Annotated in this window: 12 protein-coding genes and 2 tRNA genes; 7 read left to right on the top strand and 7 right to left on the bottom strand. The window is 71.3% G+C overall.

Annotation, left to right across the window (positions count from 1 at the left end):
• The first annotated feature begins 18 nt into the window (after positions 1 to 18).
• The 3 genes from gyrA (at position 19) to ACZ6CV_RS11975 (ending at position 3,451) form a co-directional block, all read left to right on the top strand.
• On the top strand, positions 19 to 2,622 hold the full coding sequence (gene gyrA / locus ACZ6CV_RS11985) for a DNA gyrase subunit A (protein ID WP_469250691.1): 2,604 nt from the start codon (positions 19 to 21) through the stop codon (positions 2,620 to 2,622).
• A gap of 18 nt (positions 2,623 to 2,640) precedes the next feature.
• Positions 2,641 to 3,279: a DUF3566 domain-containing protein gene (locus tag ACZ6CV_RS11980; RefSeq protein WP_469250690.1), complete on the top strand. Its 639-nt coding sequence runs from the start codon at positions 2,641 to 2,643 to the stop codon at positions 3,277 to 3,279.
• A gap of 95 nt (positions 3,280 to 3,374) precedes the next feature.
• Positions 3,375 to 3,451: transfer RNA gene (locus tag ACZ6CV_RS11975), tRNA-Ile, on the top strand.
• Between the two features lie 283 nt (positions 3,452 to 3,734).
• Here ACZ6CV_RS11975 and ACZ6CV_RS11970 read toward each other — a convergent pair.
• Positions 3,735 to 4,067 carry a DUF6344 domain-containing protein gene (locus ACZ6CV_RS11970; RefSeq protein ID WP_362375469.1) on the bottom strand — a complete coding sequence of 111 codons (333 nt, stop codon included), beginning with the start codon at positions 4,065 to 4,067 and terminating at the stop codon, positions 3,735 to 3,737.
• A gap of 314 nt (positions 4,068 to 4,381) precedes the next feature.
• Between ACZ6CV_RS11970 and ACZ6CV_RS11965 the strand changes: the two genes are divergently transcribed.
• Both ACZ6CV_RS11965 and ACZ6CV_RS11960 read left to right on the top strand, forming a co-directional pair.
• The gene (locus tag ACZ6CV_RS11965) at positions 4,382 to 4,510 is read left to right on the top strand and encodes a DLW-39 family protein (RefSeq protein ID WP_003999697.1); all 129 of its coding nucleotides are present in this window, start codon (positions 4,382 to 4,384) and stop codon (positions 4,508 to 4,510) included.
• A gap of 522 nt (positions 4,511 to 5,032) precedes the next feature.
• Entirely contained in the window at positions 5,033 to 6,433 is a 1,401-nt protein-coding gene (locus ACZ6CV_RS11960; RefSeq protein WP_469250689.1) for a hypothetical protein, read from the top strand.
• Here ACZ6CV_RS11960 and ACZ6CV_RS11955 read toward each other — a convergent pair.
• Together ACZ6CV_RS11955 and ACZ6CV_RS11950 are read right to left on the bottom strand one after the other, a co-directional pair.
• Positions 6,399 to 7,739, bottom strand: coding sequence for a serine/threonine-protein kinase (locus tag ACZ6CV_RS11955; protein ID WP_469250688.1), 1,341 nt, complete (start codon positions 7,737 to 7,739; stop codon positions 6,399 to 6,401). The two genes, ACZ6CV_RS11960 and ACZ6CV_RS11955, sit on opposite strands and share 35 nt — an antisense overlap.
• 49 nt (positions 7,740 to 7,788) lie before the next feature.
• Positions 7,789 to 8,337, bottom strand: coding sequence for a helix-turn-helix domain-containing protein (locus ACZ6CV_RS11950; protein ID WP_055527494.1), 549 nt, complete (start codon positions 8,335 to 8,337; stop codon positions 7,789 to 7,791).
• Positions 8,338 to 8,518: 181 nt separating this feature from the next.
• Here ACZ6CV_RS11950 and ACZ6CV_RS11945 point away from each other — a divergent pair.
• Positions 8,519 to 8,591, top strand: a tRNA-Ala gene (locus ACZ6CV_RS11945).
• Between the two features lie 71 nt (positions 8,592 to 8,662).
• On the opposite strand, the gene ACZ6CV_RS11940 is transcribed toward ACZ6CV_RS11945, so the two are convergent.
• A complete protein-coding gene (locus ACZ6CV_RS11940) occupies positions 8,663 to 9,697 on the bottom strand; it encodes a LuxR C-terminal-related transcriptional regulator (RefSeq protein ID WP_469250687.1) in 1,035 nt (344 codons plus the stop codon).
• Between the two features lie 496 nt (positions 9,698 to 10,193).
• Between ACZ6CV_RS11940 and ACZ6CV_RS11935 the strand changes: the two genes are divergently transcribed.
• Positions 10,194 to 10,703, top strand: a complete 510-nt coding sequence (locus ACZ6CV_RS11935) for an RNA polymerase sigma factor (protein ID WP_358710000.1) — start codon at positions 10,194 to 10,196, stop codon at positions 10,701 to 10,703.
• An 83-nt stretch (positions 10,704 to 10,786) separates the two neighbouring features.
• Here the strand turns inward: ACZ6CV_RS11935 and ACZ6CV_RS11930 are convergent, their stop codons facing one another.
• From ACZ6CV_RS11930 to ACZ6CV_RS11920, 3 genes are all read right to left on the bottom strand, one after another.
• Complete coding sequence (locus tag ACZ6CV_RS11930) at positions 10,787 to 11,992, bottom strand: class-II aminoacyl-tRNA synthetase family protein (RefSeq protein WP_469250686.1); 1,206 nt, start codon at positions 11,990 to 11,992, stop codon at positions 10,787 to 10,789.
• An 82-nt stretch (positions 11,993 to 12,074) separates the two neighbouring features.
• A complete protein-coding gene (locus ACZ6CV_RS11925) occupies positions 12,075 to 14,354 on the bottom strand; it encodes an anthranilate synthase component I (protein WP_469250685.1) in 2,280 nt (759 codons plus the stop codon).
• 1 nt (position 14,355) lies between these two features.
• Entirely contained in the window at positions 14,356 to 15,948 is a 1,593-nt protein-coding gene (locus ACZ6CV_RS11920) for an AMP-binding protein (RefSeq protein ID WP_469250684.1), read from the bottom strand.
• Positions 15,949 to 16,002: the final 54 nt, after the last annotated feature.

The raw sequence follows: 16,002 nt of genomic DNA, 5'->3' as shown, positions 1-16,002 counted from the left end.
AAAGGACTTTGACCAGCAATGGCCGACGAAAACACCCCTGTGATGCCCGAAGAGGAGCCCGCTGTCCCCGGTGTGGGCATGCGCGTCGAGCCCGTCGGGCTCGAGACGGAGATGCAGCGCTCCTACCTCGACTACGCGATGTCCGTCATCGTGTCCCGCGCGCTGCCCGACGTACGGGACGGCCTCAAGCCCGTCCACCGTCGCGTCCTGTACGCGATGTACGACGGCGGCTACCGCCCCGAGAAGGGCTTCTACAAGTGCGCCCGCGTCGTCGGCGACGTCATGGGCACGTACCACCCGCACGGCGACTCCTCCATCTACGACGCCCTGGTGCGCCTCGCCCAGCCGTGGTCGATGCGGATGCCGCTGGTGGACTCCAACGGCAACTTCGGCTCCCCGGGCAACGACCCGGCGGCCGCCATGCGGTACACCGAGTGCAAGATGGCGCCGCTGGCCATGGAGATGGTCCGTGACATCGACGAGGAGACCGTCGACTTCACGGACAACTACGACGGCCGCAACCAGGAGCCGACGGTTCTGCCGGCGCGCTTCCCGAACCTGCTGATCAACGGCTCGGCGGGCATCGCGGTCGGCATGGCCACCAACATCCCGCCGCACAACCTCCGCGAGGTCGCGGCGGGCGCGCAGTGGGCCCTGGAGCACCCGGACGCCACGCACGAGGAGCTGCTCGACGCCCTTATCGAGCGCATCAAGGGCCCCGATTTCCCCACCGGCGCCCTGGTAGTGGGACGTAAGGGCATCGAGGAGGCGTACCGCACGGGTCGTGGCTCCATCACGATGCGCGCGGTCGTCGCGGTCGAGGAGATCCAGAACCGCCAGTGCCTGGTGGTCACCGAGCTCCCGTACCAGACCAACCCCGACAACCTCGCGCAGAAGATCGCCGACCTGGTCAAGGACGGCAAGGTCGGCGGCATCGCCGACGTCCGCGACGAGTCGTCCTCGCGCACCGGTCAGCGCCTGGTCATCGTCCTCAAGCGGGACGCGGTCGCCAAGGTCGTGCTGAACAACCTCTACAAGCACACCGACCTGCAGTCGAACTTCAGCGCCAACATGCTGGCCCTGGTCGACGGCGTGCCGCGCACCCTCTCCCTGGACGCGTTCATCCGGCACTGGGTGACCCACCAGGTCGAGGTCATCGTCCGCCGTACGAAGTACCGGCTGCGCAAGGCCGAGGAGCGGGCGCACATCCTGCGCGGCCTCCTGAAGGCCCTGGACGCCATCGACGAGGTCATCGCGCTCATCCGCGGCAGCCAGACGGTCGACATCGCGCGCGAGGGCCTGATGGGCCTCCTGTCGATCGACGAGATCCAGGCCAACGCCATCCTCGAGATGCAGCTGCGCCGGCTCGCCGCCCTGGAGCGCCAGAAGATCGTCGCCGAGCACGACGAGCTCCAGGAGAAGATCAACCAGTACAACGCGATCCTGGCCTCCCCCGAGAAGCAGCGCCAGATCATCAGTGAGGAGCTCGCGGCGATCGTCGACAAGTTCGGCGAGGACCGGCGCTCCGCGCTCGTGCCCTTCGACGGCGACATGTCCATCGAGGACCTGATCGCCGAAGAGGACATCGTCGTCACCATCACGCGCGGTGGCTACATCAAGCGCACCAAGACGGAGGACTACCGCTCGCAGAAGCGCGGCGGCAAGGGCGTGCGCGGCACGAAGCTGAAGCAGGACGACATCGTCGACCACTTCTTCGTGTCGACGACCCACCACTGGCTGCTGTTCTTCACCAACAAGGGCCGCGTCTACCGCGCGAAGGCGTACGAGCTGCCCGACGCCGGACGCGACGCGCGCGGCCAGCACGTGGCGAATCTCCTCGCCTTCCAGCCGGACGAACAGATCGCCGAGATCCTCGCGATCCGCGACTACGAAGCGGTGCCCTACCTGGTGCTCGCCACCAAGGGCGGCCTCGTCAAGAAGACGCCGCTCAAGGACTACGACTCGCCTCGCTCGGGTGGCGTCATCGCCATCAACCTCCGTGAGACGGACGACGGTTCGGACGACGAGCTGATCGGCGCCGAGCTGGTCTCGGCCGAGGACGACCTGCTCCTCATCAGCAAGAAGGCCCAGTCGATCAGGTTCACCGCAACGGACGACGCGCTGCGCCCGATGGGCCGCGCCACTTCGGGCGTCAAGGGCATGAGTTTCCGTGACGGCGACGAACTGCTCTCGATGAATGTGGTTCGCCCCGGTACGTTCGTCTTCACCGCCACCGACGGTGGGTACGCGAAGCGGACCAACGTCGACGAGTACCGCGTCCAGGGTCGCGGTGGCCTCGGCATCAAGGCCGCCAAGATCGTGGAGGACCGCGGCGAGCTCGTCGGCGCCCTGGTGGTCGAGGAGACGGACGAGATCCTCGCCATCACGCTGTCCGGCGGTGTGATTCGTACGCGAGTCAACGAGGTCAGGGAGACGGGCCGTGACACCATGGGCGTCCAACTGATCAACCTGGGCAAGCGCGATGCCGTGGTCGGTATCGCTCGTAACGCCGAGGCCGGTCGCGAGGCCGAGGAAGTCGACGGGGACATCGTCGTCGACGAATCGGACGCCGCCGAGCCGGTCACCGGTACGGACGAGGGCACGGACTCCTCGGCCGAGTAGCGCGAGGAGTGAGTCATCGTGAGCGGAGCCAAGGGCGCCGAGGCAAAGCGGACCGGCACTACCGGTACGGATGGTGCCCGTGGCTCCGCCACTGATGCACACGACTCGAACGAGTCTCATGGATCCCAGGGGGGGACTGTGACGGATACCCGAGGCGGGGCGCTGCCCGGCGAGCGTCAGCCTCAGCAGCAGTCGTCCCAGCCGTACCACCCGCCGCAGGCGTACCAGCAGGGCGCCCCGTCCGGCGCGGTGCGCCGCCCGCGCACCGGGGCGCGCACCACGCCGCGCACCCGCAAGGCGCGTCTGCGGGTGTCCAAGGCCGACCCCTGGTCGGTGATGAAGGTCAGCTTCCTGCTCTCCATCGCGCTCGGCATCTGCACGATCGTCGCGGCGGCCGTCCTGTGGATGGTCATGGACGCCATGGGTGTCTTCTCCACGGTGGGCGGCACGATCTCCGAGGCGACGGGCTCGAACGAGTCCAACGGATTCGACCTGCAGTCGTTCCTCTCCCTGCCGCGCGTCCTGCTGTTCACGTCGATCATCGCGGTCATCGACGTCGTCCTGGCGACGGCGCTGGCGACCCTGGGCGCGTTCATCTACAACCTCTCCGCGGGCTTCGTGGGCGGCGTCGAGCTGACCCTCGCCGAGGACGAGTAGCGGCTGCTCCCCCGCGCGCGGGCATCGATTTTGGGACTGGCGCCCAGGTGCGCTAATCTTCAGAGGTCAGCGCGCGGGACATACCGCAGCGCGGCGGGGCTATAGCTCAGTTGGTTAGAGCGCATCCCTGATAAGGATGAGGCCACAGGTTCAAATCCTGTTAGCCCCACCAGCACGAAGACCCCCAACCGATCATGGTTGGGGGTTTTTGGCGTCTACGGGGTCTACAGGTGACATCGGTGGCGTCTCCCCCTCGCCGTCGCCTCACCTCCCACGTGCTGGGTGTGGAGACGTCCATGGCCCTGCTGCATCCGGCTGTGCCGCAGGTGTGTGCAGGGGTGCGCAGGTGTGCCGTAGGTGTTCCGGGTGGGGCGGTGGGTGGACGTGAGAAGACCCCCGGCCTGGGGCCGGGGGTCTTCTGGGGTTCGGGGAGGGCGCGGGCCCTGGGGGCCGGGTTACGGCTCCGCGGCTAGGCCCGGTTCGGTGGTGGTGGTGTCAGCCTCGGCTTCCGTGTCCGACGGGGGCAGGTGCCGGCAGCTGGGGGACGAGCCGTGGGCCTCGGCGCGGATGCGTTGCTTCATCGTCGGCGGCAGGGACCGTTCGTACGCCGCCGACCAGAGGGCCGCCATCATCGGCGTCGGCGCGCACACCGTGGCGTTGCGTGCGTTCGTGGTCTCCTGTGTGCCCGTGGCCGCGGTGGCCGTCGTGGTGAGCCCCATCGCGGCGAAGAGCGCGAGGAGTGCGGTGACGATCGTGGTCCACAGTTTCATGGCCTTGTTGCCGGTCATGGCCCCTCAATTCGGGTTGGGCGATTTGCGTACTTTCCTCATGATGTGTATGTGAGGCCGCGAGTGGTGGACCGACGCTCGCGTGGCGTCGATGTTCAGATGAACACCACCCGTTTGGCCTCAAGGGCGCCGAGAGAGGGGCAAAGCGGCGAAAATCACAGTGGGACGGGTTCCCCGTGGAGCTCCCGGGTCCGGTTTCGACTGCTGTGTGCGGGGCGGGAGTTGAGGCGGATCCAGGTCACCGATCGATATCGCTCGGTGTGTATAGTCGGGCGCCAGAAGTCCCCTACGTCAAGGAAAGACGAGGTCGCGCGGTGAAGAAGCTTCTCCTGGTCGCACTGGCCGCCATCGGCGGGCTCCTCGTGTACCGCCAGATCCAGGCGGATCGCGCCGAGCAGGATCTGTGGACGGAGGCGACTGACTCCGTGCCCACGGGTTCGTGAGTATCGACGACAGTCACTTCACAGGCCCCGGTCGCAGTTGCGGCCGGGGCTTTGTGCTGCTCCGCTTCGGGCGGGGAGCGGACGGTCGTGGAGCGGGTGCGCGTGCGGGCCGGTCGTGGTGGTGGTTCGGGCATGGAACCCGGATGGCGGGTGCGCCGGTGACAACAGCGGATTCACCCTCTTTCGCTTCCGAAATCAGTTGATTCTTTAAGCGCCACCGGGGCGTGCGGGCGGGTGCGGGGCGGTCGCGCCGATGGCGGGTTCGCGATGGTGTTCGGGCGGTCTCGGGCGGGCAGGACGGTCGGGACCGGGCGGGTGGGTCGGGGCGGGTGGGTCGGCTGAGTTCGCGACGAGGGGTGGCGCGTGATGGGGCGGCGCGTGATGGGGCGGCCGGGCGGGGGCCGTGGGGTGGCGGAGCGGGGCCGGGGGCGGGTTGGGGTGGTTGCCGCCGCGGTCGCGGCGTTGTGCGCTGTCGCGGTACTTCCTGGGGAGGCCGGGGCCGTCGGGGCTGCGGTGGGTGAGGTGGGAGATCCCGGGGCGTACGCCTTCGCCCCGGGTGCCGAGACGGTCGAGGGCGCCACGAGCAACCTCGAAGGGCATCGGCTGCGGCCCGGCAAGACGTACAAAAGTGCCCTCCCGCGCGCGGGGCAACGTTTCTACCGCCTGGAGCTGACGGCGGAACAGAATGCGTACGTCGCGGTGACCGCCGTTCCGAGGCCCGGGGCCCGGGTGACCTATGCCGACGGGGTCCAGGTCTCCCTGCAGGACGCCGACGGCAACAACTGCAGTCCTGTGGAGGCGGAAAGGGCGCGGTTCGGCTCCTCGGAGAGCCCGCGCCCGATCACGGCGTCGGCCGTACGCAGGGTCGGGCCCGACGAGAAGAGCTGTACGGGGGCCGGTACGTATTACGTGCTCGTCGAGCGGACCAGGGCGTCCTCCGGAGCCGCGCAGGGCGACTGGGACCTCGAACTCCACGTGGCGTCAGAACCCGTGCTGCGGGCGGACGGTGCGACGGTGCCGCCGGAGACCTGGGGCTCCGCGGTGCCCGTACCGCCGTCGGGTGAGCGCAGGGTGCGGCAGGGCGGCGCGGGCTTCGGCGAGGCGCGGGGCCTCGGCACGGGCGTCTGGGGGGCCGGGATCAAGCCCGGAGAGACCCTCTTCTACCGCGTACCGGTCGACTGGGGACAGCAACTGTCGGTCACGGCCGAGCTCGGCAGTGCGGGTGGTGGCGACGGCGGGGGTGGACTCGGTGGTGCGGATGGGTCGGCGGGCTCGGGTGGTGGGGGCGGCATCGGTCGGGGGGCCTCCGGTACGGGGTATGTCTCGTCCGCCTTGGTCATGTCGCTGTCCAACCCGGTGCGCGCCGAGGTGGACGACGCCGACGCGGCGTACGACGGCAGGCAGAAGTCGGCCGGGCTGGATCCGCTGCCGCCGGTCGCGTACGAGAACCGGTTCTCCCTCACCGACGGGGTCTCGGCGATGCGGTTCGCCGGCTGGTACTACCTGTCGGTGCACCTCAGCCCGCAGGTCGCGGAGAAGTTCGGCGATGCCCCGCTGGACCTGACGCTGCGGGTGGACGTCGACGGTGCGCCGCGGCCCGGGCCCGCGTACGCGGGGTCGCCGGTGCCCGCGGACGACTTCGGCGTCACGGAGCGGGACGCGCAGGCCGCGGAGCGCGGGGAGACGGCCGGCGGCGGAGGTGCCGGAACCGGGGACGACGGGGTGAACGGGCTGATGGCGGTGGTCGCCGCCACGGGGATCGGCACCGGCGTGACGCTGCTGGGTGTGCTCGGTCTGTGGATCCTGATCGCACGGCGCCGGGCGGCGAGGGCGGAGAGGGTGGCCGAGGCGGCGAGGGCGGCTGAGATGGCGCGTGCGGGGCGGGAAGTCAGAGCTGCGTCAGGGCCCAAAAGCCCACGGTGAGGCAGGTCAGGGCGACGAGCAGCATCGGCACTGCCACTTTCGGGGGAGGTCCCGGGCGAGGCGGAACTTGAGCGGCGCGAGCGACGTAGGAATGGGTAGGAGCGTGAGCGCGGTGCGCCGCGGAGGTCACGGCGTGGGCGGGGGGTGCGGGCATGGGGGCTGGAGCGGGTACGGGTACGGGTGCGGGTGCCTGTAAGGGCATCGGAGTGGGGGGAGTGGACGGCTGCGGCGGTTCCTGGGGCTGCGGAGGAAGATGCGGTACGGGGCCCGCTACGAGGCCCGGCGCGGGACGCGCGAACCCCGGGGTGGGGTCAGGAGCACGGTTGGGTGGCGGAGGCACCCCAGGACCAGGACCAGAACCAGGAACGGGAACGGGACGCGCATGACGGGCGCGGGAATGCGGGCCGCCCGCGTACGGCGCTGACGGCAGCGGGCCCTCGGGGGCGAAACCGGAAGGCAGCGGGGGGAGTTGGTCGAAGATCTCGATGCGCTCGTCGTCGGGGCCGGGCTCGGGCAGCACCTCCGCGGCCGAGGCCAGCGCCTTCCGCGCCCCCGTGGCGGTACGGAAGCGTGCCTGGGGATCGGGCTGGAGCAGCGTGGCGATGACCTGCCAGAGCGGCTCGGGCACGCCCTGCGGGGCCGTGGGCGTGCCGTGGTCGGCGAAGTACTCGATGAGTGCCTTGGCGTCCGGCTTGGCGCCCTCCAGGAGGTACAGGGCGACCAGGCCGACGGCGAAGAGGTCGGCGGTGAAGTGCGGTTCCGCGCCCATCATTTGCTCGGGGGCGAAGTAACCGGGGGTGCCGACCACGTAGTCGGTCTCGGTGAGCCGGGGCTCGCCCTTGCGCATCGAGATGCCGAAGTCGGACAGCCGCAGATGCGGGCGCCCGGCGCCGGTGGCGTCCAGCAGGATGTTGGCCGGTTTGATGTCACGGTGCACGACACCCTCGGCGTGGACGGCGGCGAGGCCGGAGAGGAGCTGGTCGAGGAGGGTGCAGACGAAGTGGGGCGGCAGCGGGCCGTAGTCCCCGATGACGTGTGCCAGCGAGCCGCCGCCGACGAGGTCCATGGTGAAGAGGACCTTGTCGTCGTCGGCGGCCCAGCTGGCGGGCGCGAGCACATGAGGGTGGTCGATCCGCAGGGCCTGCTCCCGTACGAACCTCAACAGGGAGTGCGCGTCGCTCTGTTGCAGCACCTTGGCGGCGACGTACCTGCGGCGCCGGTGGTCCCAGGCGCGCCAGACCGCTCCGACTCCCCCGTGTCCGATCGGGTCGACCAGTTCGTACCGGCCGGCGAAGACCTCACCCATGGTCGCGCTCCGCTCCCCTCCCGGGCCGCGGGGCGGCCCGGTCGACGGCTCAGCTCTGGTGCGCCTCGTAGTGGGCGACCGCGTCCGCGGTGCGCCCGGCGCCGTACACCCGGAGGAACTCTGCCAGCTCCGGGTGGGTCGGGGCGAGGGAGTCCGCGGCATCGATGATGTCGCCCGCCGCCGCTACGGAGCGGAGCAGTGACTGGATCTCGCGCACCACGCGCTTGACCGTGGGGGCGCCCGAACTGGTCGCCGTCTGCGCGGTGTTGGTGAGGACCGAGCCGCCCTGGGACTTCTTGATCTCGTCCATGCGGTCGGTGGCCTCCGCGGCGCTGACGCTGCCGTCGGCGACCTGGCCGGCCAGTTCCTGCAGGAGCTGGACGCGCTGGACCACGGCGGGGTTGCCGATCTTGGCGCGCTGGCCGCTCATCAGCTGGGAGAGCATCGGTGCGGAGAGGCCGAGGACTCCCGCGAGGCGGGCCTGGTTCAGGCCGAGGTCATCGATGAGTCGGCGGAAGAGCGCCCCCAGCGGCTCCCCGTACCAGTTCCGCTGGAGCTCTCGTGCTCTCGCGGTGGTGTCTTGCTGTGCGGCGTCCATTGCGTCTCCCCATCGCTTCCCCTAAGACCGCGGTTCGCTGCCGCGAACCACGTCGTGCATCTTACGGAGCGTGGTCGTCGACCGGGACCCCCAATCCTTTTGCGGGATCCGGGGGGTGACCCGGTACTCTGGTCTGCGACGCACGCCGGGAGGTGATTCTTCCGGTGACGGTGTCGCTCTCGGGGCCTTAGCTCAGTTGGTAGAGCGCTGTCTTTGCATGGCAGATGTCAGGGGTTCGACTCCCCTAGGCTCCACACCGTAAAGCCCCTCTGAACTGCGGAAACGCGGTTCGGAGGGGCTTTTTTGGTGCGTCCTGCCGCTGACGCTACGGAGCGCTGGAGGCCGGGGCAGGGGCCGGAGCCGGGGTGATGTGTGGGGGGCGGACCGGGGTCAGCAGGCCGTACTGGGCGGCGCGGGCGCCGGCGGCGAAGCGGCTGGTGACGCCGAGCCGCTGCATCAGGTCGGCGATCAGACGGCTCGCGGTGCGCGGCGAGACCCCGAGGGTGCGCGCGATGGCCTCGTCCTTCATGCCGTCGGCCAGGAGCTGCACCAGCGTGCGCTGTTCGGTCGAGAGGTGGGTGGGGGAGCGTTCGCCCTCCGGGGCGAAGGGGGTGGCCTCGCGCCAGGTGTGCTCGAACACCGCGGAGAACGCGCTGACCAGGGGCGCCCCGCGGATCGTGAGCTGGCAGCTGTGGGATGCGTCGTCGGCGGCGGGCAGCACGGCGTAGTCGGAGTCGATGATCACCATGTTGAGCGGGATGACCGAGGCGAGCCGCAGGTCCACGCCCGCGGCCACCAGGCGGCCGAAGGAGTCGTAGGTGCCCGGCGACATCGAGTCGCGGCGGAGCCGGACCGAGCGGACCTGGATGCCCCGGTCGAACATCTGCTGCCGGAGCGGGCCGATCCTGCGGCGCAGCCGGGCCGGGAGGCTGCTCTCCGCGTAGGCGGTGCGCAGGGTGGCGCGGGCCGAGTCCGTGACGTCGTGCAGGGCCTGCACCATCTCGTCGATCGTGCCGGCGGCGGTGACCTCGACGCGCGAGCGGGAGGAGCCGGTCGCCGGGAGGTAGACCTCCAGGAGCGACTCCATCGCCTCGTGCATCCGCAGGGACTCCTCCAGGCTGCGCTGCGCCATGTCCTGCTGCTGTCGGAGCATGCGCATCAGCGCGAATTCGGGGTCCACCGGTACGACGCGGTCGCCCGGTTCGGCGGGCCAGCTCACCAATCCGAGGCGGCGCAGCGAGGCCCAGGTGGCGCGCGCCTCGGAACGGGACAGGCCGAAACTGTCGGTCAGCTCTTCGGGGTCGGAACCGCCGCGCTCACGGAGCTCCATATAGACGGCGAGCCGTGAGGCTTCGGACACCTGGGCGTCCGTGCCGGCTGCACGGTTTCTCACAGAGCGGCCCTCCGGTGAATGAGCTGTGCAATGAGCTGAGCCATGGGCGGTGCGATGGGCTGTGCCATGGGCTGTGCCCGCTGTCCAGCGGCTACCGACGCGTAGGCGATCACTCTAGGGCGGAGGCGCGGAGGGTGAGCAGTAAGTGAGAGTCAGATCACGCGCTGTGCAACGGACTTGTGACCATCGGGTCGGACTCTCCGCTTTTGGGACACGCGTGAGACGTGCGGACGGCGGGTGGGATGGCGAATTTTTGCCATGGCGGAATCCAGCCAGTGTGAATTGGTTGTTCCGTGCACCTCCGTCATTAGCCTCGACGGCACGGGGGTTGGACATTGCGGAGCCGGATATTCCGGCTGCCGTCGGCACGTCCTTGCCGGATTCGGCGGGAACGCGCTGCTTTCGACGCGTGCACTCCCCCGTGAATTCATCGGTCATTGCGACACGTAGGCAAGGCGGGGGAATGAACGAGAAGGTCACGGTCCAGTCGGTCGACGATCTGATCCGGAACGCGCAGGCGGGAAACCACCGCGCGGTGAACGATCTGCTGCTCCACATCACGCCGTTCGTACGGCGGCTGTGCTCCTCGGTGGACGCGGGTCACCGGCCCGAGGCGGTCCAGGAGTCGCTGCTCGCCGTGTACCGGGGGCTGCGGACGCTCAAGGAGCCCGCGGCGTTCTACGGGTGGGTGCGCGCCGTGACGGTGCGGGAGGCCGCGCGGACCGCGCGGCGTGCGGGGCGGACCGCGACCGCCGAACTGGTCGACCAGCCGTCCCCGGCCGACCCCTCGCTGGGCGTCGCCATCGCCGACGTACTGGAGCGGCTGCCCTCGCACCAGCGGGACATCCTCACGCTGCGCGCCGTCTACGGCCTGGAGGAGCGGGAGACGGCGCGCGTGCTCTCGCTGCCGGTGGGCACGGTGCGGTCGCGGTTGCACCGGGCCCGGCGGAACTTCGAGGAAGCCTGGCGCTGACCGGTGGCTGACCGAGGTTGACCAGCCGCTGATGAGGGGCTGACCAGGGGCTGACCCGGGCGAGCGCCCGGGTCAGCCTGCCGTCAGCACTGCTCGCGCAGGCGCGCCGGCCACCCCGTCGGGTCGTCGCCGAGGTAGCCGCCGAGCCACTCCGCCCAGCGCTCCAGGCCGAAGGCCCAGCAGACGGAGAAGCCCGGCTGCCCGGCGAAGGCGATGTCGAAGCCCTTGCCGAAGTGCTGGTTGTGGTAGTTGAGCGAGGAGACCGCGACCTCCGAGCCGTCGTGCGCCATGCGCCCCACCAGCTCGTACTTGACGTCCATCGCCGCCTGGTACTGGGCCATCTGCGGGCGGGCGCTGGTGAAGAACGGGTCCGACGCGGGCTGCACCTTGCAGGGCAGGCCGAGGCTCTCGGCGAGCGTGAGCAGCTCCTCGAGCACCTGGGCGTGGAAGGCGCGGGCGCCGGGGCGGTCACCGACGTACACGATCTCGCGCATGCTGAACGACCAGCGGCGGGTCGGCGAGGTGTCGGCGGCCGCCTTGCCCTCGTACCGGCTGCACTGGCCGGTGGCCGTGACGGTCAGCGGCTCGTCGAGGCGCGCGCCCTGGAAACGCTCGAAGAGGCCCAGGCAGGTGGCGGGCGCGAGGGCGACCGGGGTGAACTCCAACTCGGCCGCGCGGGCGGCCTGGTCGGTGGCGGCGCCGAAGCGGTCGAGCGCGTCCAGGTCGGGGCGGACGACGCCGGCGGCGGTGATGTGCTGCGGGAAGTTGCCGGTGTAGCCGGCCTTCTCCAGCGTGGTCCAGGGCAGCAGCGCGGGCACCGTGTACTCGGCGGCGCCGAGCCGCGCCGCGGTCTGCCCGAGGAGCCGCTCCAGGGTGCGGATCAGCAGCGCGTTGCGGGGGCCGCTGACGAACAGGCCCGGCCCGATGCGGCCGTCGGCGGGGGTCGTGCCGAGCGGTCCCGGGACGGCGGCTGGCGCGGGTTCGACGGCCAGGTCCCAGCGGTCGAGGCGGGTACGGGGGGTGCGCTGCGGAGCGCCCGCGAACCGCTTGAACGCCTCGCCGAGGAGCCGTTCGACCCGGTCGGCGTGGGCGTCGTCGACGGCGCCGAACTCGATCCGGGGCACGGATGTCAGGTCGATGCCGCCCTCGCCGGTGCCTTCGGTGCCGTCCAGGCAGTAGCGCAGCATCGCGCCGAACTCGCGGCGGTCGTCGGGGTGCAGCTCGCCGGGGGCCTGCCAGGTCCGCCGGACGGCGGCACCGGGGGCCGGGGCAACGGTGGTGTCAGTCATGCTCGTGGAACCTCTCTCCAACACACACGGGGATCACTTACGGGCACACACGGGGACCCCATACGGGGATCACACACGGGGTTCACACACGGGGCACGCTGCCGACGGGCTGCGGCCGCCGTGCCAGTCGCGCGAGGACATTGCCGATCAGCCGCTGCCCGTGGTCGTCGAACTGCGTCATCAGGGACTCGGGGTGGAACTGCACGCCCGCCAGCGGCCGGGTCTCGTGCTCGACGGCCATCGCCACCCCGTCCGGGCAGCGGGCGGTGACCCGCAGGCCGGGCGGCAGGGCCGCGGCGTCGGCGTACAGGGAGTGGTAGCGGCCCGCCGTGAAGCGCGGCGGCAGGCCGCGCAGCAGCTCCCCGCCGCCGTCCACCACCGAGACCGTCGACGGCTTGCCGTGGAAGGGCCGGTCGAGCACCGCGAGGCGCCCGCCCAGGTACTCCACGAGGGCCTGCATGCCGAGGCAGACGCCGAACACCGGGATGCCGTTGTCCTCGGCGACGCGCAGGGTGCCCGCCGTGTCGTGGTCCTCGGGGCGGCCGGGACCCGGCGACAGGACCAGCAGGTCGGGGTCGAGGTCCGTCACCAGGGACTTGTCGAAGCCGCCGCGGTACGTCGAGACGCGGGCGCCCGCCTGCCGGAAGTACCCGGCCAGCGTGTGCACGAAGGAGTCCTGGTGGTCGACGAGCAGCACCCGCGGGCGGTACGCGGAGTCGTCCCCACCCGTGGCGGAGGCCGTCGCGCGGACCGCCCCGGAGGAACCCGCCGCCCCCGGCCCGAACGGCGCGGCGAGCACGTCGAGCAGCGCCTTCGCCTTCAGCTCGGTCTCCCGCTCCTCCGCCTCGGGCACCGAGTCGTAGAGCAGCGTCGCCCCCGTCCGGACCCGCGCCCGCCCCTCGCGCACGTGCACGGTGCGCAGGGTGAGGCCCGTGTCCAGCGTGCCGTCGAAGCCGACGCGGCCCACGGCGCCGCCGTACCAGCGGCGCGGGGAGCGCTCGTGCTCCTCCAGGAAGGCGACGGCCGCGTGCTTGGGCGCGCCGGTGACCGTCACCGCCCACATGTGGCTGAGGAAGGCGTCGAGCGCGTCCCGCTCCGGCCGCAGCACGCCCTCGACGTGGTCGACGGTGTGGATGAGCGTCGCGTACATCTCCAGCTGGCGGCGGCCGATGACGCGGACGGTGCCGGGCTCGCACACCCGGGACTTGTCGTTGCGGTCCACGTCGGTGCACATGGTCAGCTCGGCCTCCTCCTTCTCGGAGGCGAGCAGCGCCTTGATCTGTTCGGCGTCCTCCAGGGCGTCCCGGCCGCGGGCCGCGGTGCCGCTGATGGGCGCCGACTCCACGCGCCAGCCGGTGCCGTCGGAGGTGTGCCGCGCGTGCACCCGGACGAACATCTCCGGCGAGGTGCCCACCAGGTGCTCGCCCTCGCCGAGGTTCACGAGCATCTGGTACGGCGAGGGGTTGCGGCCGCGCAGCGCCCGGAACAGCTCCGACGGCGGGCAGGGCAGCGGCCGGTCGAAGGTGCGGCTGGCCACCACCTCGAACAGGTCGCCGGTGCGGAACCGTTCCCGTGCGACGTCCACCAGCGCGGCGTACTCGCCCGGCGCGTGGTCGCCGGCCGGGCCGTCGGCGGGGTCCCCGGCGCGGTACGGCTGCGCGGGCGTGGTCCGCGGCAGCCCGTGCGTGCTCCGGCCGTGGGCCGTGAACTCGTAACGGTGGCGCCAGGCGGTGCCCGCCACCGGGTCGGCGACGGTCACCTCGTCCGGCAGGTGGAGGACCAGGTCGCGGTCGTGGTCCGCGCGTCCGTGCTGCCGCAGCGGTACGGGGTCGAAGGCGAGCACGAGGTCGTAGCCGAAGGCTCCGTACAGGCCGAGGAAGTCGCCCGCGGGGCCGGACAGGGCGTCGCGGACCGCGCGGACGAAGTCGAAGGCGCCGGGCCGCCGCGACCGGTCCTCCTCGCTGAACGTGTCCTGGCCCGGCGTGCTGCGCACCAGGCCGGTGAAGCCGGGACCTTCGGCGGCGGCGAGGTCGCGGACCTCGCGCAGGGTGCGCCGGGCCGCCGCGCGCAGCACCGGGAGCAGCACCTCGCCGCGCGCGTTGAGCGCGCGCACCTCCACCGTGCGCAGCGCGCGCAGCACGATCTCGACGGGCGGGTCGGTGTAGCCGATGGCGTGCCGCCGGTAGCGGCCTGGGGACTCGTAGTCGGAGCGCAGGACGGCACCCCTGCGGGTGTCCAGTGCGTTCTCGAGCTCCCGCAGGGCCGGTTCGCCGTCGACGGCGGTGCGGGAGCGCTCGACGCGCACCCCGGCGCCGGTGGTCCACTCCCGGGGGAGCGGAACGGTCAGGGGGTGGGTGGTCATCTCAGCTCAGCACCCCGTCCAGGGCCGGGATCGAACCGTCGGTCAGACCGGCGGCGAGGACGTTCCGCTTCACCTTCCAGGTGGCGGTGTGCGGCATGTGCTCCCACGCGACGTGCACCGGAGCCGGCACCGTGGGCAGGTCCGCGACGGCGGCCCGCCAGGCGGCGCGGTCGAGGGGCAGGTCGCGGCGGGTGCTCACCACGGGCCGTACGGTGTCGCCGACGCGGACGAAGACGGCCTCGGTCAGCTCGGGGAGCGCCTCGATGAGCAGGTCCTCGGCGGCCAGCAGGCTCTCCAGGCCGTCCGTCTGGTCGAACTCGCGGTCCATCAGGTGCACGCAGCCCCAGCGGGTCTTGTGACCGATGTCCTGCAGGTTCCACCAGTCGTCGTCGTACCGCTCGTCGTACAGGTCCTGCTGGCCGACGTAGGTGAGGGCGACGCCGGAGGACTTGGCCTGGATGTAACCGTTGCGGGTGCCCTCGTCCTGCGGGCGGGGGCGGATGCGGGCCTTGGTCATGCCGGGGAAGACGAAGCCGACGCAGCGGCCGTCCGCCTTCTCGATGTTGCGGCGCGTGTAGATCCGCATGGTGACGGGACCGGTCTCGGTCTGCCCGTACGTCTGGATGAACAGCGGTGAGCGCCGCTTGCTCGCGCCGAGCAGGGTGCGGATGCTGCGCGGGTGGATGGCGTCGAAGGTGCTCATGAAGATGCGCACCCGCTCGAAGGGGCCGTCCGGAAGGCCGGCCAGCTCCTCCCAGTGCAGATACATGTTGGGGTGTGCCTCGACGCAGCCGGGGCGGCACTCGGAGAGCACCTCGCGCACGCTGTCCGGGTCGGCGTCGGCGAGCGGCGCGATGCCGATGCCGAGCTGGAGCGCGGTGGCGAGCGCCGCGTAGGTGCGGGCGTGCACGAAGGAGATGCACATCGCGAACGTCTCGCGGTAGCGCAGCAGCTTCGCCATCCTGGCCTGCGTGTTGATGGGCAGCTGGGTGCCGCGACGCGCGGCGGCGACCAGCTTGGGCACCCCGGTGGTGCCGGAGGTGTGGGTGATCAGCGCGGGCGCGTCCTCGGGGATGTCCGGGTACGGCGGCGCCTCGCCCGGCGCCGTGGCGGCCAGCGAGGGCAGCCCGGCCGCCTCGCCGTGCGTGAGCAGGACGGACGGGGCGTGCTCGCGCAGCGCGTCCAGGTGCTCCCCGGCGCGCGCCAGGATGCCGGGGTCGGTGAGGAAGTGGTCCGGCTTGAGCCGGCTCATCATCGTCACCACGGTCGGCCACTCCAGGAAGGGCGCGAGCATCGCGGGGACCGCGCCCACCCGGCCGATGGCGCAGGCGAGGAAGAGGATGTCGGCGTTGTGGCTCTTGAAGACGGCCACGGTGTCGCCAGGGCGCACCCCGGCGGCGTACAGCCGGGCGGCCGTGTCCTCGACGAGCTCGGCGGCCTGGGCGTAGGTCGGACGCAGGCCGAGGCCGGGCGCGAGGTCGAAGGCGCGGTCCAGGTAGAACAGCGCGTCGGGGTGGTTCCGTGCGGCCTGCTGGGTGATCAGACCCAGCGTGAACAGCTTCCCGGGCTTCGGCAGGTCGTCGGTCGTGGGCATGCGCGGTCTCCTCTCCTGGAGGGGACGGGAGACGGTGCGGCGTCTCGGGCGTGA

Source organism: Streptomyces sp. NPDC041713 (assembly GCF_055591085.1).
Note: the sequence above shows the minus strand (reverse complement) of the source record. Positions and strands in the feature narration are given on the sequence as shown.